This is a genomic window from Pseudomonas sp. QS1027, from assembly GCF_002814235.1.
Classification (GTDB): domain Bacteria; phylum Pseudomonadota; class Gammaproteobacteria; order Pseudomonadales; family Pseudomonadaceae; genus Aquipseudomonas.
Genome location: NZ_PHSU01000002.1, coordinates 34,149 through 56,518, shown reverse-complemented (window position 1 = coordinate 56,518; position 22,370 = coordinate 34,149). Strand labels below are relative to the sequence as shown.

At 62.2% G+C, this 22,370-nt stretch carries 19 protein-coding genes; 9 read left to right on the top strand and 10 right to left on the bottom strand.

Features of this window, described 5'->3' with window-relative positions:
- Positions 1 to 295: 295 nt before the first annotated feature.
- The 4 genes from CWE01_RS00420 to CWE01_RS00405 all read right to left on the bottom strand — a co-directional run bounded on the left by CWE01_RS00420 (position 296) and on the right by CWE01_RS00405 (position 4,804).
- Complete coding sequence (locus tag CWE01_RS00420; protein WP_100938549.1) at positions 296 to 1,276, bottom strand: FecR family protein; 981 nt, start codon at positions 1,274 to 1,276, stop codon at positions 296 to 298.
- Positions 1,273 to 1,791, bottom strand: coding sequence for an RNA polymerase sigma factor (locus tag CWE01_RS00415; protein ID WP_100938548.1), 519 nt, complete (start codon positions 1,789 to 1,791; stop codon positions 1,273 to 1,275). Before CWE01_RS00415 ends, CWE01_RS00420 begins: the two co-directional genes overlap by 4 nt.
- 374 nt (positions 1,792 to 2,165) lie before the next feature.
- The gene (locus CWE01_RS00410) at positions 2,166 to 2,873 is read right to left on the bottom strand and encodes a PolC-type DNA polymerase III (protein ID WP_100938547.1); all 708 of its coding nucleotides are present in this window, start codon (positions 2,871 to 2,873) and stop codon (positions 2,166 to 2,168) included.
- Entirely contained in the window at positions 2,870 to 4,804 is a 1,935-nt protein-coding gene (locus CWE01_RS00405; RefSeq protein ID WP_305884361.1) for a putative nucleotidyltransferase substrate binding domain-containing protein, read from the bottom strand. The genes CWE01_RS00410 and CWE01_RS00405 overlap by 4 nt, the downstream gene beginning before the upstream one ends.
- Positions 4,805 to 5,054: 250 nt before the next feature.
- Between CWE01_RS00405 and CWE01_RS00400 the strand changes: the two genes are divergently transcribed.
- The gene (locus CWE01_RS00400) at positions 5,055 to 5,498 is read left to right on the top strand and encodes a response regulator (protein WP_100938545.1); all 444 of its coding nucleotides are present in this window, start codon (positions 5,055 to 5,057) and stop codon (positions 5,496 to 5,498) included.
- 179 nt (positions 5,499 to 5,677) lie between these two features.
- Here the strand turns inward: CWE01_RS00400 and CWE01_RS00395 are convergent, their stop codons facing one another.
- Entirely contained in the window at positions 5,678 to 7,855 is a 2,178-nt protein-coding gene (locus CWE01_RS00395; protein ID WP_100938544.1) for a malate synthase G, read from the bottom strand.
- A 1,322-nt stretch (positions 7,856 to 9,177) separates the two neighbouring features.
- On the opposite strand from CWE01_RS00395, the gene CWE01_RS00390 reads away from it, so the two are divergent.
- Positions 9,178 to 10,017, top strand: a complete 840-nt coding sequence (locus CWE01_RS00390) for an RICIN domain-containing protein (RefSeq protein ID WP_100938543.1) — start codon at positions 9,178 to 9,180, stop codon at positions 10,015 to 10,017.
- Positions 10,018 to 10,177: 160 nt separating this feature from the next.
- Positions 10,178 to 10,699, top strand: a complete 522-nt coding sequence (locus CWE01_RS00385; RefSeq protein ID WP_100938542.1) for a glycine cleavage system protein R — start codon at positions 10,178 to 10,180, stop codon at positions 10,697 to 10,699.
- 216 nt (positions 10,700 to 10,915) lie between these two features.
- Here the strand turns inward: CWE01_RS00385 and rarD are convergent, their stop codons facing one another.
- The 5 genes from rarD to CWE01_RS00360 form a co-directional block, all read right to left on the bottom strand.
- Positions 10,916 to 11,803, bottom strand: coding sequence for an EamA family transporter RarD (gene rarD, locus CWE01_RS00380; protein WP_100938541.1), 888 nt, complete (start codon positions 11,801 to 11,803; stop codon positions 10,916 to 10,918).
- 103 nt (positions 11,804 to 11,906) lie between these two features.
- The gene (locus CWE01_RS00375; protein WP_100938540.1) at positions 11,907 to 12,881 is read right to left on the bottom strand and encodes a serine/threonine protein kinase; all 975 of its coding nucleotides are present in this window, start codon (positions 12,879 to 12,881) and stop codon (positions 11,907 to 11,909) included.
- Positions 12,882 to 13,106: 225 nt separating this feature from the next.
- Entirely contained in the window at positions 13,107 to 15,008 is a 1,902-nt protein-coding gene (locus tag CWE01_RS00370) for a PhoX family phosphatase (protein WP_100938539.1), read from the bottom strand.
- Positions 15,009 to 15,166: 158 nt separating this feature from the next.
- On the bottom strand, positions 15,167 to 15,931 hold the full coding sequence (locus CWE01_RS00365) for a TOBE domain-containing protein (protein ID WP_100938538.1): 765 nt from the start codon (positions 15,929 to 15,931) through the stop codon (positions 15,167 to 15,169).
- Positions 15,932 to 16,139: 208 nt separating this feature from the next.
- A complete protein-coding gene (locus tag CWE01_RS00360) occupies positions 16,140 to 16,877 on the bottom strand; it encodes a ComF family protein (protein ID WP_100938537.1) in 738 nt (245 codons plus the stop codon).
- A gap of 94 nt (positions 16,878 to 16,971) precedes the next feature.
- Between CWE01_RS00360 and bioB the strand changes: the two genes are divergently transcribed.
- The 6 genes from bioB to CWE01_RS00330 all read left to right on the top strand — a co-directional run bounded on the left by bioB (position 16,972) and on the right by CWE01_RS00330 (position 22,028).
- Entirely contained in the window at positions 16,972 to 18,027 is a 1,056-nt protein-coding gene (gene bioB, locus CWE01_RS00355; protein WP_100938536.1) for a biotin synthase BioB, read from the top strand.
- Between the two features lie 159 nt (positions 18,028 to 18,186).
- Complete coding sequence (gene bioF, locus CWE01_RS00350) at positions 18,187 to 19,377, top strand: 8-amino-7-oxononanoate synthase (protein WP_100938535.1); 1,191 nt, start codon at positions 18,187 to 18,189, stop codon at positions 19,375 to 19,377.
- On the top strand, positions 19,370 to 20,101 hold the full coding sequence (locus CWE01_RS00345; RefSeq protein WP_100938534.1) for an alpha/beta fold hydrolase: 732 nt from the start codon (positions 19,370 to 19,372) through the stop codon (positions 20,099 to 20,101). Before bioF ends, CWE01_RS00345 begins: the two co-directional genes overlap by 8 nt.
- Positions 20,094 to 20,906: a malonyl-ACP O-methyltransferase BioC gene (gene bioC / locus CWE01_RS00340; RefSeq protein WP_100938533.1), complete on the top strand. Its 813-nt coding sequence runs from the start codon at positions 20,094 to 20,096 to the stop codon at positions 20,904 to 20,906. The genes CWE01_RS00345 and bioC overlap by 8 nt, the downstream gene beginning before the upstream one ends.
- Positions 20,903 to 21,583 (top strand): dethiobiotin synthase, encoded by a 681-nt coding sequence (gene bioD / locus CWE01_RS00335; protein ID WP_100938532.1) that lies wholly within the window; start codon positions 20,903 to 20,905, stop codon positions 21,581 to 21,583. Before bioC ends, bioD begins: the two co-directional genes overlap by 4 nt.
- A 151-nt stretch (positions 21,584 to 21,734) precedes the next feature.
- A complete protein-coding gene (locus tag CWE01_RS00330) occupies positions 21,735 to 22,028 on the top strand; it encodes a pyrroloquinoline quinone biosynthesis protein PqqE (protein ID WP_100938531.1) in 294 nt (97 codons plus the stop codon).
- Positions 22,029 to 22,370: the final 342 nt, after the last annotated feature.

Sequence of the window (22,370 nt, the reverse complement as noted above, 5' to 3'; positions counted from 1 at the left end):
GAACGAACTTCAGAAAGTGATAGGGCTGATTGAAAATAATTTAGATTCACATCGACAGTGTGGATGAACGGAGATGTCCCTTGTGGCGAGCGGGCTTGCCCGCGTTCGGCTGCGCAGCAGTCGTAAACCGGCAATCGCGGTCTGCCTGATAGAGCGCGTTTTTCGGTTTTAGGGGGGCTTCGCCCCCCAGCGCGGGCAAGCCCGCTCGCCACAAGAGCGCGCTCCGCTTCAAGGTTTCTGAACCGACGGAGAGTGGTGCAAACATCCTTGCCAGGAGATTTGCACCCATTACGACTCAAGGCTTGGTTTCGGCCTTGGCCTGCACCGTCACCCACCACTGGGTATGCCGCTCGATCTGTACCGGCAAGGTCGGCAGCAAGGCGGTCAGTGCCAGGTCGGTGTCGTGCAGCGGGAAGCTGCCGGTGATCCTCAGGTCGGCAACGTGCGGATCGACACCCAGATGGCCACGCCGATAGCGGCCCAACTCTTCGAGCATGTCGGCCAAGCGCACGTTGTCCACCACCAGCATGCCCCGGGTCCAGGCGTCGGCGCCGGGGTCGAGGGCCTGCAACGGACCGAGGCTGTCACGACGCATCAGCACCTGCTGGCCTTCATGGAGGATCTGTTCGTCGGCACTGCTCTGTGGACGGGCAGCCACCGCCGATTGCAGGACGCTCAATAGCGTGCCGTCATCTTCACGCTTGACCAGGAAGCGCGTGCCCAGCGCGCGCATGCGTCCTTCATCGGTTTCGACGATAAACGGCCGGGCATCGCCATGGCCGGTCTCGATCAGGATTTCGCCATCACGCAGGACGATGCGCCGGGTCTTCTCATCGAAGCGCACATCCAGGGCACTGTGGGTGTTGAGCTGGATCACGGTGCCGTCGGTCAGGTGCAGGGTGCGTTGCTCGCCGGTGGCGGTGCGCTGGTCGGCCAGCCAGTAATCGATGGGCAGGTAGCGATTGCCGAGGAACAGCGCCAGGCCGCAGGCCAGCATCACACTGGCCAGGCCGCTGCCGAGCTTGCGTACCCGCTGGCGGACGCCGTCGCGGGATTTCAGCAGGGCGCCCCGCGCCGGGCCGCTGGTGCCGCTGAAGCGCTGGTCGAGCATGCCCAGCTGCGACCAGGCGCGGGCGTGTTCTTCATGGGCGGCGTGCCATTTCTCGAACTCGGCCTGTTCCACCGTGTTGCGACCGCCTGAGTCCAGGCACAACTGCCAGGCAATGGCGGCGTCGAGGACGCGGGCGGAAACCGGTTTGGCGCTGAACTGATTCATGTCGGCTCGCCGTACAGCGCGACATAGCACTGGCGAATGCCCTGGGCCAGGTACTGGCGCACCCGGGGCACGGAAACGCCGAGCTTTTCGGCGATCTCGGCATGGGCGAGGCCGTCCAGGCGACTGTAGAGGAACGCGGCGCGGGCCTTGCTCGAGAGCTTGCCGAGCAGGTGGTCGATGGCCCGCAGGTCTTCGAGAATCAGGTGCTGTTCTTCCGGGGACGGTTGTTCGCCTTCCGGGATCAGCATCAATTCACTGAGGTAGGCCTGTTCCAGCGCGGCGCGGCGGAAATGATCGAACAACAGGCCCTTGGCGATGGCCACCAGGAAAGCCCGGGGCTGGTGCGGGGTATTCAGTTCGTCGCGGCCCAGCAGGCGGACGAAGGTGTCCTGGCTCAGGTCTTCGGCCCGCTGCGGGCAGGCGATGTTGCGGCGCAGCCAAGCCAACAGCCAGCTGCGATGGTCGCGATACAACGCGCCGACAAGGGCATGGTGGGGGCTTCGGACTGACGACAACGGACATCACCGACGAGAAGTTTAAACTAACGAGAATTATTCGCGATTGTGTCAGGGCGTAGGAAAAGGCGCAATGGCTGCTGGTCGGTTGGTTGTGTGCCATTTGTCTGGATGGATATTGGGCTGTGGGAGGTGGGCTTGCTTGTGGTAGGCCCCTTGGGGATTGTGGCGCCAGGACTGACGCTTTCGCGGGCAAGCTCGGCTCCCACACACAGTCTTCTGTCGTTCACAGATTTTGTATACGGCATAAAACCAATGTGGGAGCGAAGCTTGTCGGATCGCCGCACCGCCGCGAAGAGGCCTGAGAGCCTTGCACCGCCCATGCGGACGCCATCGCCGGCAAGCCGGGCTCCTACAAGGGGATGCGGCAGGCTTTAGAAAGAGGGACTCTGCTGACGACGTTTCCACTGCCCCAGGCGTTGTTGCAGCTTCAACGGGCTATCGATCTGCTGCTGCCGCGCCCGGCTGAAGAGGATCAGCACCAGTTCGGCGGTGGCCAGGGCGTCGGCGCTGGCGTTATGCCGCTCCTCCACCTGCAACTTGAAATGGCCGATCCAATCGTCCAGCCCGGCTTCGCGCAAGGTCGCCTGCGGGCATAACAGCGGCGCGATATCGGCGACATCAAAAAACGGATGTTGCAGGCGATAACCAAGGCTGTCTTTCAGCGCACGCGTGAGCATGTGCTGGTCGAAGGGCGCATGGAACGCCAGCAGCGGGCTGTCGCCGACGAACTCCATGAAGTCCAGCAACGCCTGCGCCGGATCGCTGCCGGCGGCCAGGGCACTCGGTCCCAGGCCGTGGATCAGCACGCTGGGGTTGACGCTCTGTCCGGGGCGCAACAAGGTCCGTTCAAAGCACTGCCCCAGGTCGATGGCGCCGTCTTCGATCACCACCGCGCCGATGGACAGCACCTGGTCGCGGTTCAGGTTCAGGCCGCTGGTTTCCAGGTCGACGACAATCCAGCGCTGTTCCCGCAGCGAGCACTCGTCCAGGGGCTTGGCGGCGGGCAGTTGCCCGAGTCGTGCCTGGGTCGCGGTGTCCAGTGTCGGTTCACGGCTTCTCAACCAGGAAAACAGCTTCATAGCTGATACCGCAGGGTCAGGCTGCTTTGCAGGCGCTGGGCCTGGCGCAGGGCTTCACGCAGGATGCGCCGGTCCAGCTGGTTGAGGCTGTCCGGATCGACCCGATTGGAATACGGCAGATTCTGCCGGGTCTGCAGTTGATGCTGCTGCAAGCGGGTCTGCTGGATGAAGTGGTAGGCCTCTTCATAGGCCGCGCCGTCGAGACGTTCGATCACTTCCTTGGCCACCAGTTGGCGCAGGCGTTCGAGGGTGTTGCTGGCCTCGATGCCATTGGCCAGCGCCAGCAGGCGGGCACCGTCGACGAAAGGGGTCAGGCCCTGGACCTTCAGATCGAGAGTGGCCTTGTCGCCACCATTGCGGCTCAGTACGAACTCGCGCAAACGCCCCACCGGCGGACGCTGGCGCAAGGCGTTGTCGGCCATCATGCGCTGGAACAGCCGGTTGTCGGCGACCTGGGCAAGGATGCCCTGGCGCAGTTGCTGGCAGGCCTGTTCCTCGCCCCAGACCACCCGCAGGTCGAAATAGATGCTCGAGGCCAGCAGGTTCTCCGGCGTCGCCTCGCGAATAAAGGCGGAGAAGCGCCGCGCCCATTCGGCCCGCGACAGGCACAGTTCGGGGGTGCCGGCCATGATATTGCCCTTGCACAGGCTGAAGCCGCACAGCGCCAGGCTCTGGTTGATCTGCTGCGCCAGGGGCAGCAGCTTGCCGCGAATCTCGGCGGCATGGGCGGCGTCGCGGGCCTCGAAGAGGATGCCGTTGTCCTGGTCGGTGTACAGCGTCTGTTCGCGGCGGCCTTCGCTGCCGAAGCACAGCCAGCTGAACGGCACGCCCGGGTCGCCCTTGTCGGCCAGGGTCAGCTCGATGACCCGGCAGACGCTATGGTCGTTGAGCAGGGTGATGATCTGGGTGATCTGGGTCGATGACGCACCATGGGCCAGCATGCGCTCCACCAACTGGCCGATCTCGCCGCGAATGGCGATCAGGTTGTCCAGGCGCGCCGCGCTGCGGATGGTCCGCGCCAGGTGCACCAGGTCGACCCGTTGCAGGGAAAACAGGTCGCGTTCGGAGACCACGCCGCACAGGCGCTGGTCTTTCACCAGGCAGACGTGGGCGATGTGCCGTTCGGTCATGGCAATCGCGGCGTCGAAGGCGCTGTGGTCCGGGGTCAGGGCAAAGGGCGCCTGGGTCATGTGCCGGTCGATGGGCTGGCTGAAATCATGGACGCCGTCGGCCACCACCTGGCGCAGGTCGCGCAGGGTGAAGATGCCGAGCGGGGCCTTGGCCTCGTTCACCACCACGATGCTGCCGACCTGTTGCTCGTGCATCAGGGTCACTGCTTCGCGCAGCGGGGTGCTCGGGCTGCAGGTCACCGGGTGACGCATTGCCAGCTCGCCGAGGCGGCTGTTGAGCGAATACTGGGTGCCGAGGGTTTCCACGGCCTTGCGCTGGACTTGCTGGTTGACCTGGTCCAGCAGACTGCTGACGCACCGCAGGGCAAAGTTGCGGAAAGTCTCGGAGGACGAGAACAGCTTGATGAACGCCGGTTTGTTCAGTTGCAGACAGAAGGTGTCCTCGCCGGCCAGGTGTTCGGTGCGGGTCGCCCGCTCGCCGAGCAGCGCGGCGAGGGGGAAGCACTCGCCAGTGGTGATTTCGAAGACCGTTTCGCTGCCGCCCTTGGCCGTGTGCGGGCGTTCGCCGACCACGCGTCCCTGCTTGACGATATAAAAGTGTTCCACCGGCCCGTCGGCGGGCTTGATGATGCTCTCGCCGGTGCTGTAGAACCGCAGCTGGCACTGCTCGACCAGATAAGCCAGATGGGCGTTCTCCATCTGGTTGAAAGGCGGGAATCGCTGGAGGAACTGCAAGGTGCCGTGGATGTTTTGCAACACCGCGGTCTTCCCGGCCTGGCTGAAGGCATCCGCTTTGCTCATGACCGCTACCGCTTTTTGTCCGTTGTTATGGGCGCGAAGAATCGCTGTTTTACCCATGTTCGGCCCCCGCTTCCCGAGTGCCCATTGGACGTAAGTCTAGGTTTGTGAAATGGCCTACAGTTGAATAAGGGAATTCTTAACAAATATCGACTTGGAAAACTTTCCGACGAAGTGCACATTGAGCATCCGTTTAGCGATGTCTGAGCACTGTGCTAGGGGATTGGATTGCTAAGGGATACCAGAGAGCCGTATGTCCGACCACGATATTTTGAGCGATGCCGAGCGCGAGGCCATTCTGCAGGTGATGCAGGCACCGCAATTGTCGTATCAGCGGGTCCTGATCGTCGATGACGATCAGGATGCCCGGGAGTTGCTGTCGGAAATTCTCGCCCTGCACGATATCCACTGTGTGACCGCCGCCAGTGGCGCGGCGGCCTTTGCGTTGCTGGAGTCCAACCGCGGCATTGGCTTGCTGATCACTGATTTGCGCATGGCCGACGACGGGCTGGACCTGATCCGCAAGGTGCGCGACTCGGAGCGGGCGGCGCTGCCGATCATTATCGTCTCCGGTAACGCCGATGTGCGTGATGCCATTGATGCGATGCATTTGAGCGTGGTGGATTTCTTGCTCAAGCCCATCGACACCACGCAGTTGCTGAAGCTGGTCAAGCGTGAGTTGGGGATGGTGGCCTAAGGCCTGTTGCTATGGCTGTTGTGTGGGAGCCGGCTTGCTGACGATGAACGATAACGCGGTCTGTCTGAAACACCGCGTTGCCCGCATCGCCAGCAAGCCGGCTCCCACAGGTACGGTGTCCGGAATGAAAAAGCCCCGATCGTTGCCGATCAGGGCTTTTTTTCGTCCGTAGCGCGGTCTTACAGGCCGTTGCGGGCCTTGAACTCACGACGCCGACGGTGCAGTACAGGCTCGGTATAGCCGTTGGGCTGTTTGGTCCCTTCGATCACCAGTTCGACCGCCGCCTGGAAGGCGATGTTGCTGTCGAAGTCCGGGGCCAGCGGGCGGTACAGCGCATCACCGGCATTCTGCCGATCGACCACCGGGGCCATGCGCTTGAGACTTTCCATGACCTGGTCCTGGGTGACCACGCCATGGCGCAGCCAGTTGGCGATGTGCTGGCTGGAAATGCGCAGGGTGGCGCGGTCTTCCATCAGCCCGATGTCATGGATGTCCGGCACCTTCGAGCAACCGACACCCTGGTCGATCCAGCGCACCACGTAGCCGAGGATGCCCTGGGCGTTGTTGTCCAGTTCGCTGCGGATCTCCTCGGCCGACCAGTCGGTGTTGCTCGCCAACGGGATGGTCAGGATATCGTCGAGCGAAGCCCGCGCGCGCTTGGCCAGTTCGGCCTGGCGGGCGAACACGTCGACCTTGTGGTAATGCAGCGCATGCAACGCGGCCGCGGTGGGCGACGGGACCCAGGCGGTGTTGGCGCCGGCCAGTGGGTGGGCGATTTTCTGTTCGAGCATCGCCGCCATCAGGTCGGGCATGGCCCACATGCCTTTACCGATCTGGGCGCGACCTTGCAGGCCGGTGCTCAAACCGATATCGACGTTCCAGTTCTCGTAGGCGCCGATCCATTTTTCCGTCTTCATGGCCGCCTTGCGCACCATCGCGCCGGCTTCCATGGAGGTGTGGATCTCGTCGCCGGTGCGGTCGAGGAAGCCGGTGTTGATAAACACCACACGCTCGCTGGCGGCCTTGATGCAGGCTTTCAGGTTGACGGTGGTGCGCCGCTCTTCGTCCATGATCCCGACTTTCAGGGTATTGCGCGGCAGGTTCAGGACCTCTTCGATGCGGCCGAACAGCTCGTTGGTGAACGCCGCTTCTTCCGGACCGTGCATCTTCGGCTTGACGATATAGACCGAGCCGGTGCGGCTATTTTTGCGCACGCTGTTGCCGTTGAGGCTGTGGATCGCCGCGAGGCTGGTGATCAGGCCGTCGAGGATCCCTTCGGGCACTTCGTTGCCGTGGCTGTCGAGGATCGCGTCGATGGTCATCAGGTGACCGACGTTGCGCACGAACAGCAGCGAGCGACCGTGCAGGCTCAATTCACTGCCGTCGACGGCGGTGTAGCGGCGGTCGGCGTTCATGGTCCGGGTGAAGGTGGTGCCGCCCTTGGCGACCTGCTCCGCCAGGTCGCCCTTCATCAGGCCGAGCCAGTTGCGGTAGATCACCACCTTGTCATCGGCATCGACGGCGGCGACCGAGTCTTCGCAGTCCATGATGGTGGTCAGGGCCGCTTCCATCAGCAGGTCCTTCACGCCAGCGGCGTCGGTCTGGCCGACGGGGCTGCTGGCGTCGATCTGGATTTCGAAGTGCAGGCCGTGGTTTTTCAGCAGGATCGCGGTGGGTGCCGAGGCATCGCCCTGGAAGCCGATCAACTGGGCATCGTCGCGCAGGCCGCTGTTGCTGCCGCCCTTGAGGCTGACCACGAGTTTGCCGTCGACGATCTTGTAGCCCACGGAGTCGACATGGGAGCCGGCGGCCAGGGGCGTGGCTTCATCGAGGAAGGCGCGGGCGAAGGCGATGACCTTGTCGCCGCGGACCTTGTTGTAGCCTTTGCCTTTTTCCGCGCCGTCGGCCTCGCTGATGGCATCGGTGCCATAGAGCGCGTCATACAGCGAACCCCAGCGGGCGTTCGAGGCGTTGAGGGCGAAACGCGCGTTCATCACCGGCACCACCAGCTGCGGGCCGGCCATGCGGGCGATCTCGTCGTCGACATTCTGGGTAGTGGCCTGGAAATCCGCCGCTTCTGGCAGCAGGTAGCCAATGTCTTGCAGGAAGGCTTTGTAAGCCACGGCGTCGTGGGCCTGGCCGGCCCGGGACTGGTGCCAGGCGTCGATCCGGGCCTGGAAATCATCGCGTTTGGCGAGTAGGGCCTGGTTCTTCGGCGCCAGGTCGTGGATGACCTTGTCGGCGCCGGCCCAGAACTGGTCGGCGGTCAGACCGGTACCGGGAATGGCTTCGTGGTTCACGAAGTCGAACAGGACTTTGGCGACCTGAAGGCCACCGACTTGAACGTGTTCAGTCATTGCTTGCCTCACTCTGCTCAGCTATTCAGCTCTTCTATTTAAAGCCTTGCGTGCTTCTCTGAACACAGTACCAGAACATGCCCTCGCGGACGGCTGGGCTCACCCGGCCGACCTGAGCCGGCGGGGCTTTCCGTGATCTCACAGACACTCGGGCAGACGTCGATCCAACGTTATGTAGTGCGTGCCGACGCATACTACATGATGCATTGCGGTTGTGAAAATCAGACTAAATACGTCGTTTCGCGACCAGTGGGTTCTGTCTGGTCACGCAGAAGCCGCTGATGTTCTCAAGAAAAGTGTTAATTGTTCCAGATAAATCTGAAAATAGTACACGATTTGTTTTGCGGCGGACCTCTGTCCCGGAGGCTCGCGATGACTACGTGTGCGGTGGGTGGGGGTGTGGGAGCGGTGCTTGCCCGCGAAGAACGATAACGCGGTATATCGCCGAACCCTGCTCCAGCAAGACCAGGCACCCGGGCCCTATCTAGGCCATCGTTCGTCAGATGGGCAAGCTTGCGCCTTTCATCACTGAGCTATACTGAGCGCTCGGGTATTATGTGTCAGCCAGTTGTTGGCAAACGCTCTACTCTTCGCCATTGCTGTATCCATTGCTGTTACCTCACCCGTAAGCAAAGGAGAACTGTAATGAAAAAGAGCGCTCATACCCCCGACCCTACAATGTCAGATCAGGCACCTGAATCCGGCTCTAGCCGGGCGATAACCATCCCAACGGGTCCCGTAAAAATATTCTCAGCTACAGACGGAACAAGCTATCTCTATTTTCGTGATGGGCGTGATAACGAACTTAGGATTACTCGTGCAAGTAGCCCTCCACCCAACTCGTTGTGGACGTTCGAAAGATACACTCATGTAGATTACTATATTAAATCTTATCAGAGTTCCTTGTATATTACTGCAACGGACAGGGATGATCTCGTCGCGGAAGCCCGTGTTGGGGCGAGCACCCACCTTCAAGTTTGGTATATTGCTGAGGCAGGAGGTGGTCTTGTATCTATATCTAAATACGGATACCCCAATAGGGTTTTTACTCTCGGGAGCAGCGGAGCAGAGGGTAGTCCCGTTTACCTTGATTACGATCATGAGACGACCCATCAGAAATTCAGGCTAGGAACTTAACCCCGCCGGAGTGAGCCGTCTCTGCAAAAGAGGGGGTCGAAAAAGCCCTCTCACTGCCTTTTATAATCAGGCTAAGCTGGGCGTTTGGGTGTTATGTGTCAGCCGGTCGTTGGCAAGCGCTGTCAATACTTCGCCATCGCTGTCTCCATAGTGGTTGCCTCACCAGCAAACAAAGGAGAACTGTAATGAAACCGCGCAGCAAAACCCTTGATCCCGCAATCCTCGAGCAGATAATCGGGACCGGCTCAGGTCGTGCAGTAACCGTTCCAACGAGTCCCAAAAAAATATTCACTGCTTTAAACGGGAAAAGCTTTATAAAGATGGGTTCTGATAATGTTGTAAGACTTTACAGTAGTGAGAACTTGGTGTTTTCAACCTGGGTTTTCAAATATAACGAACAAAAAAAGGCTTACCAGATTCAAGTGTTTCCAATTACTGATGGATACCTGACGGCAGCCAGCAATGGGGATGCCATTACGACGAACAATACTGGGGCCAGTAATCAATTCTGGCTGATCACGGATGCAGGCAGTCGTTTTGTCTATATCGAAAACCAGGGCAACGGTCGGGTTCTGGACGTCTCCGGATCCGGCACGGCGGATGGTACCAAAGTTATTCTTTATCCAAAGGGCGGGTCGAGCAATCAGAAGTTCCGAATAGGGGCCAATCCTCCAGGCGTTTCTCCTGAAGCTATTTTCCTGGAAGAGTCATACAGCAAAAATGCTCCTTTGCCTGGCCAGTCAGCTAGGAGTGGACCTGATTTCCTGGAAGGATACGCTGCCAAGTATACGGCCCACCTGTATTTCGTTCCTCTTCAAGGCGCCTCCGGGAGTATTTTCATCAAAAGGGATATATCGGGTGGTGGCACCGATTCTGGCGCGGGGTGGGTCATTATGGAGTCAGGTCGCGGAACTTATTTGAATGTCCCTTCTGTAACGTCGACAGGCGTCAGGGGATTATACGCTGCCGATCCTCGATACTTCAGCCAGGGTGAAGTGCGTTTCGATGTCTATCGCCATTACTGAGGGCCGGTTCGAAAGAACGGGTCATGCCAGCCCCGCAAATCCATATGAGAAGTTTTTGAGCGAGCCCCTGCCAGAGCAGGGGCTTGTTTTTCCAAGCCCGTCGTCGTGAGGTAGCACCCCTTGCCTATACTGGAGCGACCAACGACAAGAGGGCTATCCCGTGGACCATCTCGTACTGACTGTATTCGCACCCGACAAGGCCGGCCAGGTCGAACAGATTGCCCTGTGCATCGCCGAGCATGGCGGTAACTGGCTGGAAAGCCGCATGTCGGGCCTGGCCGGGCAGTTTGTCGGGATTGTCCGGGTCGAGGCGCCCGCCGAGGCCCATGACGCCTTGATCAAGGCACTGCAAGCGCTCGCCAGCCAGGGGATTCGGATTCAGGTGATTCCCGGCGGTGGCGAAGCGCCCGGCCGCTGGAAACCCATCGCGATGGAACTGGTGGGCAATGATCGCCCGGGCATTGTGCGGGACATCACCCGCTTGCTGACTGAGCAAGGCATCAACCTGGAGCAACTGGTGACCGACGTGAGCCCCGCGCCCATGAGTGGCGACCCGCTGTTCCATGCCGAGGCGATCCTGGCGGTGCCGTTTGACCTGCCGCTGGAAGCCCTGCAGTCGGGCCTGGAAACCCTGGCCGACGAATTGATGGTGGAGTTGATGTTGCGCAGCGACGAAGCGTGAGGCGGGTTATCCAGTTTTAACGGGGATGGGCCTGTGGATAACCTGGGGAGAGCCTACGCCCGACCAGGCCGGCCGGGGCTTTCCAGGGTATGAGCAAAAAACGAGCAGTTTCAAGGGCTTGTGCACAAACGGCGTGGACCGGCTTGTGGATAACCTTGGGGTAGAAGCCTGCAGCCCAGGTGGAGCAAGGTTTGCAGGCTTTTGTGTGTTTTTTGATCAGCTGCGCTTGCGCAGGCTGAGCCAGGCATCGACGCTGTACACCGCCAATCCCGTCCAGATAAACACGAAGGCCACCAGATTGCTGGCGGTCAGGTGTTCGTCGTACAGCAGCACGGCCAACAGCAACACCAGGGTTGGCGCGATGTATTGCAGGAAACCCAGGGTGGTGTAGGGCAGGTGACGTGCCGCCGCGTTGAAGCTTACCAGCGGGATCAGCGTGACCGGGCCGGCGGCGATCAACCACCAGGCTTGCGAGGTGGTCCAGAATTCGGCCTGGGCGCTGGTGGCGAGCGGGTGCAGCAACAGCCAGCCGATGGCGATGGGCACCAGCATCCAGGTTTCCACCACCAAGCCCGGCAGGGCCTTGACCGGTGCCTGTTTGCGGATCAGCCCGTAGAAACCGAAGGTCAGCGCCAGCACCAGCGAGATCCAGGGCAGGCTGCCGACCTGCCAGACCTGCTGCGCCACGCCCACGGCGGCGAGGCCAACGGCGATCCATTGCAGGCGGCGCAGGCGTTCGCCCAACAGCAGCATGCCCAGCAGTACGTTGACCAGCGGATTGATGTAGTAGCCCAGGCTGGCCTCGAGCATGCGCCCGTTATTCACCGACCAGACGTAGGTCAGCCAGTTGGCGGCGATCAGGGTGCCGCTCAGGGCCAGGATCGCCAGGCGGCGCGGGTTGTCCCGCAGCTCGCGCCACCAGCCGGGGTGCTTCCAGACCATCAGCAACAGGGAGCCGAACAGGGCGGACCAGAGCACGCGGTGGACGATGATCTCGACGGCCGGTACGGCGGCGATGGCTTTGAAGTACATCGGGAACAGGCCCCAGATGACGTAGGCGCTGAGGCCAAGGATGTACCCGCGACGCGGGTTGGCGGCTTGCATGCAGAGTCCTTTCTTAGGCTGCTGACTAATTTCTTATAAGAGTTTTATTTTATTGAATGAGGGATGACGCCTTTTCAGGCGTCAGTAAATCCTGCCACAACCGTCAGAATAATTTCAGCGGTTCTTCATTCAGTGCGGAAAGTTGTTCGCGCAACGCCAGGACCTGGTCGCCCCAGTAACGCTCGCTGCCGAACCACGGGAAGCTGTGGGGGAACGCCGGGTCGTCCCAGCGGCGGGCCAGCCAGGCGCTGTAGTGCATCAGGCGCAAGGCGCGCAGGGGTTCGATCAGCGCCAGTTCGCGGGGATTGAAGTCGTGGAACTCGCTGTAGCCGTCCATCAGTTCCGACAGTTGGCCGAGGCATTCCTGGCGATCGCCGGCGAGCATCATCCACAGGTCCTGGACGGCCGGCCCCATGCGGCAGTCGTCGAGGTCGACGATATGGAACATCTCGTCGCGGCACATCATGTTGCCGGGGTGGCAGTCGCCGTGCATGCGGATGTTCTGGTGCGGGGTCTCGGCGTAGACCTGTTTCACCCGCTTGAGCAGGTCGCGGGCCACGGACTCATAGGCCGGCAGCAGGCTGCGGGGAATGAAGTTGCCTTCCAGCAGGGTGGTCAGCGAGTCCTCGCCGAAGTTCTTCACGCCGAGGGCTTCGCGGTGTTCGAACGGCCGGGTGGCGCCTACGGCGTGCAGGCGGCCGAGCAGTTGCCCGAGGCGATAGAGCTGGTCGAGATTGCCCGGCTCCGGGGCGCGGCCGCCACGGCGGGGGAACAGGGTGAAGCGGAAGCCGGCGTGCTCGAACAGGCTTTCGCCGTTGTGGATCATCGGCGCGACGACCGGCACGTCGCAGTCGGCCAGTTCGAAGGTGAAGCGGTGTTCTTCGAGGATGGCCTCGTTGGTCCAGCGCTGGGGGCGGTAGAACTTGGCGATCAGGGGTTCGCCGTCTTCGATGCCCACCTGATAGACACGGTTTTCGTAGCTGTTGAGCGCCAGGACCCGGGCGTCACTGAGAAAGCCGATGCTTTCCACGGCGTCGAGCACCAGGTCAGGGGTGAGTGTTTCAAACGGGTGGGACATGCTGACTCCTGCGGGCGGCAGGCGGCCGCGTCCGGCCAAGCATGTTAGCGCAGACGGGGTGGCAGGTGTGGCGGCTGTTGGGGTTTGTGATCGGCCCCATGTCGGGTACGGCCTGTGTAGGAGCCGGCTTGCTGGCGATGAGGCCAGTGAGTCTTGCATCGACTGATCGGCCGCTATCGCCAGCAAGCCGGTTCCTACAGGGGGCGGTGTTTTCGGTTCGGTTGATCAGGCGCCGATAATCCCGCCATCATCCCGCCGGATCGCCATCACCGACGAGCGTGGCTTGCCGTTCGGCAAATGCTCGGGGAAGGTCGAGTTGCCGGCCTCGCCAGGATGCTGGATGCCGACGAACAAGGTTTTCTGGTCCGGCGAGAAGCTGATGCCGGTCACTTCGCAGCCTACCGGGCCGACCATGAATCGACGGATTTCCCCGCTGGCCGGGTCGGCGCAAAGCATCTGGTTATTGCCCATGCCGGCAAAATCCCCGGCGTTGCTATAGTCGCCGTCGCTGAGGATCCACAGACGGCCGGCCTTGTCGAAACCCAGGCCGTCCGGGCTGTTGAACATGTTCTGCGCAGTGATATTGGACGAGCCGGCCTTGGCCGTGCCGGGATGCGCCGCCGGGTTGCCCGCCACCACGAACAGGTCCCAACCAAAGGTGTGGGCGCCATGATCATTGCCTGCGGCCTGCCAGCGCAGGATCTGCCCGTAGACATTCTTCTCCCGGGGATTAGGGCCGCCGGCCGGCATGCCTTCTTCACCGCGTTTGGAATTGTTGGTCAGGGTGCAATAGACCTGGCCGTCGATGGGGCTGACGACGATCCATTCCGGACGGTCCATGCGTGTCGCCTTGACCACGCTGGCGGCCAGCCGGGCGTGGATCAGCACTTCGGCCTGGCTGGTGAAACCGTTGCCGGCATCGATGCCGTTTTTACCGAAGGTCAATTCGACCCATTCACCCGAACCTTTCGGACGGTCCGGGTTGCCGTCGCCGTTGTCGAACCGCGCAACGTACAAGGTGCCGTGATCCAGCAGGTCACGGTTGGCCTTGGGGTGCTTGTGGTCGATCTTGTCGCGGCTGATGAACTTGTAGATGAACTCACCGCGCTCATCGTCGCCCATATAGACCACGGCGCGGCCGTCACGGGTTTCGGCCAGGGCGGCGTTCTCGTGCTTGAAACGGCCCAGGGCGGTGCGCTTGACCGGGGTGGACTGCGGGTCGAACGGATCGATTTCCACCACCCAACCGTGACGATTCAGTTCGTTGGGGTTCAGGGCCATGTCGAAGCGTGGATCGTGGGCGTGCCAGTTGATCTCTTTGCTGGTGGCCACGACCCCATAGCGCTTTTGCGCGGCATCGAATTTCTGTTCGGTATGGCTGCTGCCGAAGCAGTCGGTGAAGTTCTCTTCGCAGGTCAGGTAGGTGCCCCACGGCGTCTTGCCGTTGGCGCAGTTCTGGAAGGTACCGAGGACTTTGCGACCCTGCTTGTCGGCCTGGGTCTGCAGCCAGGGGTGGCCGGCTGCCGGGCCGCCGAATTTGATCGGTGTGTTGCCGTGGATCCGCCGGTTATAGGACGAGCCCTGGACGAAGTGCCATTGATCGTCCTTGCGCTGTATTTCGATCACCGACACGCCTTCGCTGGCCTGGGCCTTGCGCACGTCTTCGAGGGATTGCGGCTGGCCGCCGTGGGGGTAGAGGTAGCGGTAGTTGGTGTATTCGTTGTTGATCGCCATCAGCGCGCGGTTGTCGTCGCCGGGGAAGGGGAACAGGCTCATGCCGTCGTTGTTGTCGCCGAACTGGACTTCCTGGGCCTTGGCGGTGCCGTTGCCGCTCGGGTCGAAGGCCGGGCCGTTCTTGGCCAGGGGTTGGCCCCAACTGATCAGCACTGACGAGGTATAGCCGGGCGGCAAGGTCAGGGTGTCGCGGGTGGCGGCGGCGACGCTGTCGAAACCCAGCAGTTGGCCGGAGGCGGCGCTGACGCTGGCAGCCATCACGCTGCGGCTCAGCAGGTTGCCGCCGAGGAACATTGCCGCGCCGCACAAGGCGCCGGCACTGATAAAGCCACGACGGCTGAGGCCGACCATCTGTTCCAGGTCGGTGGGTTGGTTTTCTTCTAAGAGGTTCATGATCAGGCTCCCTGCGGGTCAGGGGGTCACCTTAGTAATGCGCTGTGACGGATTTGTTGCAGAAAAAGCGCGGGATCGCTGCGTGATCGATCGCCGGCAAGCCGGCTCCTACAGGTGGGATATGTTCTTCTGTAGGAGCCGGCTTGCTGGCGATGGCGTCATAACGGTGTACCCAAAATCACCAGGGACGGCGCAAACACCGTCTGCACCGGGCTTCCCACGCTCAGCCTGAGGTTTTTTATCTGCTCCGGTTGCGCCAGCGCACAGAGGATTTGCCCGTTCGGCAGCGCGATTCTGACCTCCGAAGGGCCGTCTTCATCCTCGGAAATGTCCTCGATTTGACCGCCTAGAGAATTGTGTCCGGATTTTGCGGGATGCCCGATTGCACTTAATTCCAGCCAACCGGCCTTGATCAGGGCGACGACTTCGGTGCCGCTCTCCAGCTCCAGGCGCAGGGTGCTGTCATGGGTGATCTGTGCCTGCAGCGTGAGCCCACCGGCGAGGGCCAGACGCACGAGGTCGTTGCGCCCGTGGCGGGTGATGTCCTGCACTGTGCCGTGAAGCTGGTTGCGGGCGCTGGTGCGCAGCATCAGGCGGCCGAGCAGGTCGAGGTCGCCGCTGTCTTCGGCGGCTTCGAGGACCTGGGCCTGGAGGGTTTGCAGGCGTTGATAAAGACGCAGCACCCGTTCGCCTTCAGCCGACAGCTTGGCGCCACCGCCGCCCTTGCCGCCAACGCTGCGCTCCACCAAGGGTTTTTGCGCCAGGTTGTTCAACTCGTCGATGGCGTCCCAGGCCGCCTTGTAACTCAGGCCCGCACTTTTCGCGGCGCGGGTGATGGAGCCCTGTTCGGCGATATGTTGCAGCAGGGCGATACGCTGCGGGCGGCGGACGATGTGTTGGGTCAGCAGGACGGGCAGGGACATGGGGCGGACTTCGGGCAGCGGGGGTACTGGGCAAGGTGCCTCTCGGTGCTTTCGACGTCAAGCCGCCGATACGGGTTGACTCAAGCCGAACGCGGTTTCTGCAGGAGCCAGCTTACTGGCGATGGCGTTCGCAAGATCGCCGCAAGGCTCAAGGGCCTATTCGCTGGCAAGCCAGGCTCCTACAGGTTCCGTGGTGTCTCTGAGACGGCTAACGACTTTCCGGGCTCGGTGTACGCGCCAGGCAATAGACATCGACCCGCCGCGCTCCCGCCTTCATCAGCAACCGGGCCAGGCTTTCGGCGGTAGCTCCGGTGGTCAGTACATCGTCCACCAGCGCCAGGTGCAGGCCTTCGACTTTCGCCCCGGGCGCCAGGGCAAAGGCGTTCAGCAGGTTGCGTCGGCGAGCCCTGGCGTCCAGTTCCTGTTGCGCGATGGTGTCCTGAACACGCAGCAAACGGTGTTCATCTGCGGGGATCTCCAGGCTCTGGCTCAGCCAGTTCGCCAACATCGCCGCCTGGTTATAACCCCGCTGACGCAGGCGTCGGGTCGCCATGGGCACCGGCAGCAACAGGTCCGGTCGCGGTAAACCATCGTCGAAGCGCTCGCGCAACGCCTGGGCCAGCAACTCCCCCAGCAGTCTCCCCAACGGCCATTGGCTCTGGTGCTTGAAACGGGTAATCAGGCTGTCCAGCGGGAAACGGTAGGTCCAGGGCACAATCACCTGCTCGAAGGCCGGCGGCTGCTTGAGGCATTGCCCGCAGGTCAGCCCCGCCGCCGACAAGGGCAGGGCGCAGACCTGGCACGCGTCCATCAGCCAGGGCAAATCGCTCTCGCAGGGCGTACAGATCGGGTGGGGGGTATCGGTGGTTTCATCGCACAATAAACAGGTTTGTTTGTTTTTTAACCAGATGTAAACCGGTCCTTCGTATCGTGGTTGACAGCGCATGAGTCTTCCTTAAATATGCCGAGCATCCGTGTCGCGTCTGTGGGTATTCCTTTGCCCCAGCCGCTTGCCCAGCATAAAACAAGGAACTCCGCCGATGAGCGCCAGCATCACCGCCACTTTGCGTCACGATTGGTCTTTGGCCGAGGTCAAGGCCCTGTTCGTCCAGCCGTTCAACGACCTGCTGTTCCAGGCCCAGACCGTGCACCGCGCGCACTTCGACGCCAATCGCGTGCAAGTGTCGACCCTGCTGTCGATCAAGACCGGCGCCTGTCCGGAAGACTGCAAGTACTGCCCGCAGTCCGGCCACTACAACACCGGGCTGGAAAAAGAAAAACTGATGGAAGTGCAGAAGGTACTGGAGGAGGCCGCGCGGGCCAAGGCCATCGGTTCGACCCGTTTCTGCATGGGCGCGGCGTGGAAACACCCGTCGGCCAAGGACATGCCCTACGTGCTGCAGATGGTCAAAGGGGTCAAGGCCATGGGCCTGGAAACCTGCATGACCCTGGGCAAGCTCGACCAGGACCAGACCGCCGCCCTGGCCGACGCCGGCCTCGACTACTACAACCACAACCTCGACACCTCGCCGGAGTTCTACGGCAGCATCATCACCACTCGCACCTACGGCGAGCGCCTGCAGACCCTGGCCTATGTGCGCGATGCCGGGATGAAGATCTGCTCTGGCGGTATCCTCGGCATGGGTGAGTCCCTCGACGACCGCGCCGGGCTGCTGATCCAGCTGGCGAACCTGCCGGAACACCCGGAGTCGGTGCCGATCAACATGCTGGTGAAGGTCGCCGGTACGCCGCTGGAAAACGCCGATGACGTCGATCCGTTCGATTTCATCCGCATGCTCGCGGTGGCGCGGATCCTCATGCCGCAATCCCACGTTCGCCTGTCGGCGGGCCGTGAGGCGATGAACGATCAGATGCAGGCCCTGGCGTTCTTTGCCGGCGCGAACTCGATCTTCTACGGCGATAAATTGCTGACCACCGCCAACCCGCAAGCCGACAAGGACATGCAGTTGTTCTCGCGCCTGGGCATCCTGCCGGAAGCCCGTGAAGAGCACGCCGACGAAGTGCACCAGGCGGCCATCGAGCAGGCGCTGGTGGAGCAAAAGAGCAGCGAGCAGTTCTATAACGCCGCTGTTTGATCCATACCGTCCTTCCTGCGGGAACACGGGTTTTGCAGGAACCGGGCTTGCCGGGACGCCGTGAAGGTGTCTAAAAGCTTCGCGGCGGTGCGGCGTCCCGACAAGCCCTGCTCCTACAAGGTCATGCCGTGTTCTTCGGATCGCATTTGCGAGGCTCCAATGTCCTTCGATCTCGCCGCCCGGCTGTCCGCCCGCCGTGCCGAAAACCTCTATCGCCAGCGCCCGTTGCTGGAGAGTCCGCAAGGCCCGCAGGTGGTGGTCGATGGCCAGCCCCTGCTGGCCTTCTGCAACAACGACTACCTGGGCCTGGCCAATCATCCGCAGGTCATCGAAGCCTGGCAGGCCGGCGCGGCGCGCTGGGGTGTCGGCGGCGGTGCCTCGCACCTGGTGATCGGTCATAGCGGGCCGCATCACGCGCTGGAAGAGGCCCTGGCCGATTTCACCGGGCGCCCGCGTGCGCTGTTGTTCACCACCGGCTACATGGCCAACCTCGGTGCGGTCACCGCCTTGGTGGGGCAGGGCGACACGGTGCTGGAAGACCGTCTCAACCATGCGTCGCTGCTGGATGCCGGGTTGCTCTCGGGTGCGCGTTTCAATCGTTATCTGCACAACGACGCCGCCAGCCTCGCCAAGCGCCTGGAAAAAGCCACCGGCAATACCCTGGTGGTCACCGACGGGGTCTTCAGCATGGACGGCGACCTGGCCGACTTGCCGGCCCTGGCCCGTGAAGCCCGGGCCAAGGGCGCCTGGTTGATGGTCGACGATGCCCACGGTTTTGGTCCGCTGGGGGCCAGCGGTGGCGGTATTGTCGAGCATTTCGGTCTGAGCCAGGAGGACGTGCCGGTACTGGTCGGCACCCTGGGCAAGGCCTTCGGCACGGCGGGCGCGTTTGTCGCCGGCAGTGAAGAACTGATCGAAAGCCTGATCCAGTTCGCCCGCCCCTACATCTATACCACCAGCCAACCGCCGGCCCTGGCCTGCGCGACCTTGAAAAGCCTGGAGTTGCTGCGCACCGAGCACTGGCGGCGCGAGCACCTGAACGCGCTGATTCGCCAGTTCCGCCAAGGCGCCGAACAGATCGGCCTGACCCTGATGGACAGCTTCACGCCGATCCAGCCGATCCTGATCGGCGACAGCGGTCGGGCGTTGCGCTTCTCGCAGTTGCTGCGTGAGCGCGGGCTGATGGTCACGGCGATTCGTCCGCCGACCGTTCCGGCGGGCAGTGCCCGGCTGCGGGTGACCTTGTCCGCGGCCCACAGCGAGGCGCAGGTGCAGCTATTGTTAGAGGGACTGGCCGAGTGTTTCAGCCTGTTGGGCCCCTTTGATCCAGTGGAGCCAAACCATGCGTGATCGTCTGATCCTGTTGCCCGGTTGGGGCCTCGGCATCTCGCCGCTGGAACCCCTGGCTGCTGCCTTGCGCGGGCTGGATGAGCACTTGCGGGTGGAAATCGAACCCTTGCCGGAACTGGCCAGCGGCGATCCCGAAGAGTGGCTCGACGAACTCGATGCGACCCTGCCGGACGACGCCTGGCTGGGCGGCTGGTCCCTGGGTGGCATGCTCGCTTCGGCGCTGGCGGCGCGGCGCGGCGAACGCTGCTGCGGTCTGCTGACCCTGGCGAGCAACCCGTGTTTCGTGGTGAGTGATGGCTGGTCCGGGGCTATGGAGAACGATACCTTCGACCTGTTCCTGGCCGGCTGCCGCGCCGATCCGCAAACGACCCTCAAGCGTTTCAGCCTGCTCTGTGCCCAGGGTTCGGCTGACCCGCGCAGACAGGCGCGACTGCTCCTGGCCGGTGCGCCGCACACGGCTCCCGAGACCCTGTTGAACGGGCTGGAGGTGCTGGCGCAACTGGATACCCGTCAGGCCCTGCAAGCCTATCGCGGTCCGCAACTGCACCTGTTCGCTGGCCAGGATGGCCTGGTGCCGGCTGAGGCCGCCAGTGATCTGCTGGCGTTGTTGCCGGATGTCGAAATCGGCCTGATCGAACAGGCCGGCCACGCTTTTCTACTGGACGACCCCCATGGAGTGGCCGGGGCGATCCAGGCCTTTTTGCATGAGTCCGGTGATGACTGATCTTTCCCACCCCGTCTTGCCGGGCGGCTTGCCCGACAAGCGTCAGGTTGCTGCCTCGTTTTCCCGCGCGGCGGCCAGCTATGACAGCGTCGCCCAATTGCAGCGCGATGTCGGTCATGAATTGCTCGGGCGCCTGCCGGCCGAGTCGAGTCCGTCCCGTTGGCTTGATATGGGCTGTGGCACCGGCTACTTCAGCCGAGCCCTGGGCGTTCGTTTCGCGCAGGGCGAAGGCGTGGCGCTGGATATTGCCCAGGGCATGCTGGAGCATGCGCGTCCGCTGGGCGGCGCCCGACACTTTGTCGCCGGGGACGCCGAGCGTCTGCCGTTGCAAGCCGCTAGCTGCGATCTGGTGTTCTCCAGCCTGGCGGTACAGTGGTGCGCCGATTTCGCCGCGGTACTCGGTGAGGCTCAGCGGGTATTGCGGCCGGGCGGGGTGATGGCTTTTGCCAGCCTGTGTGTCGGCACCCTGCACGAGTTGCGGGAAAGCTGGCGGGCGGTGGATGGCCTGGTGCACGTCAACCGCTTCCGGTTGTTCAGCGACTATCAGCAACTGTGCCGGGACAGCGGTCTGCGTGTGGTCAGCCTGGAAAGCCGGCCGCAGGTGCTGCACTACCCGGATGTGCGCAGCCTGACCCATGAACTCAAGGCATTGGGCGCGCATAACCTCAACCCTGGTCGGCCGGGTGGTTTGACCGGGCGGGCGCGGATTCTCGGGTTGATGCAGGCCTATGAACAGTTTCGCCAGGCCGAGGGTTTGCCGGCGACCTATCAGGTGGTCTACGCCATTCTGGAGAAACCGCTATGAGCGCTGCCTATTTCATTACCGGCACCGATACCGACGTGGGCAAGACCACGATTGCCGCCGGCTTGCTGCACGCGGCCCGTCAGGCCGGCCTGAGCACCGCGGCGGGCAAGCCGGTGGCGTCTGGCTGTGAGGTGACGCCGCAGGGTTTGCGCAACGCCGATGCCCTGGCGTTGCTGGCCGAATGTTCGCTGCCGCTGAGCTATGCCGAGGTCAATCCGATAGCTTTCGAGCCGGCGATTGCCCCGCATCTGGCGGCGCGCGAGGCGGGGATGAAGTTGACCGTACAGTCCTTGCTGGGACCGATGCGGCAAGTATTGGCCAAGCGGGCCGACTTCACCTTGATAGAAGGCGCCGGCGGCTGGCGAGTGCCGTTGGCGGACCAGGCGAGCCTGTCGGATCTGGCCCAGGCGCTGGCCTTGCCGGTGATCCTGGTGGTGGGGGTACGCCTGGGGTGCATCAGCCATGCCCTGCTGACCGCCGAAGCCATCGAGCGAGATGGACTGCAACTGGCCGGCTGGGTCGCCAATATCATCGAGCCGAAGACTTCACGCCTGGAAGAGAACCTCGCAACCCTGGCCGAACGCCTGCCGGCCCCTTGCCTGGGGCGGGTGCCGAGGCTCAAGGCGGCGAGCGCCGAAACCGTCGCGCAGTACCTGCAGTTGGATTTGCTGGACTAGGCGCGGGGCTGCGGTGTCTGCGGGTTGGTTGAGGCTTCCCTAAGATTCTGCCTATCAACAGGCAATCTGCCATTATTGTTTTTGACGGGTGTTTCTTTGACAGGTCTGCTTAAATGCAGACTGTCGATCCCGTCTTCAGTCGAGTTTGCCCATGGAAATCTCAGGAAATACCGCTGTTTATGCCGGTCTGAGCACTATTCGGTCCGGGCAGAATCGTGTCGACCAATCGGCCAGTCAAACCGCCGATACCATTGTCGGGCGCTCGCTGAAGAGCCAATCGTCCGATACCCAGGTCAATCGACTGTTGTCGGTGGACCGCAGCCAGCAAGATCTGTCGAGCACCATGGTGGACATGACCCAGGGCAAGCTTCAGGTCGAAGCGGGTGCCAAGGTGGCCAAGGCTTCGGATCAGGCACTTGGTACGTTGATCGATACCTACGCCTGATAGCTCCTCTCCATCAGAATTGAAACGCGATCCCTTGTAGGAGCCGGCTTGCTGGCGATGGCGGCCGATAAGTCGATGCAAGACTGACGGGCCTCATCGCCAGCAAGCCGGCTCCTACAGGATTTGCTGCGTTTTCAAGTCTTCGACTTTTAGTTCCTCCCTCGCATAACCCGCTCTCACCCTCGACTATTCTTTCCATTACGTGCCCCTGGCTGCCTTTCAAGGCTGCCGGCCTTTTCCTGCGCATCTTTCATCCATGTATGACGAATGGACCATGAACGACACTTGACAAGGAATGAGCGCAAACGTATGTTTCAAACAACCGTTTGACCGGCGTGGCAA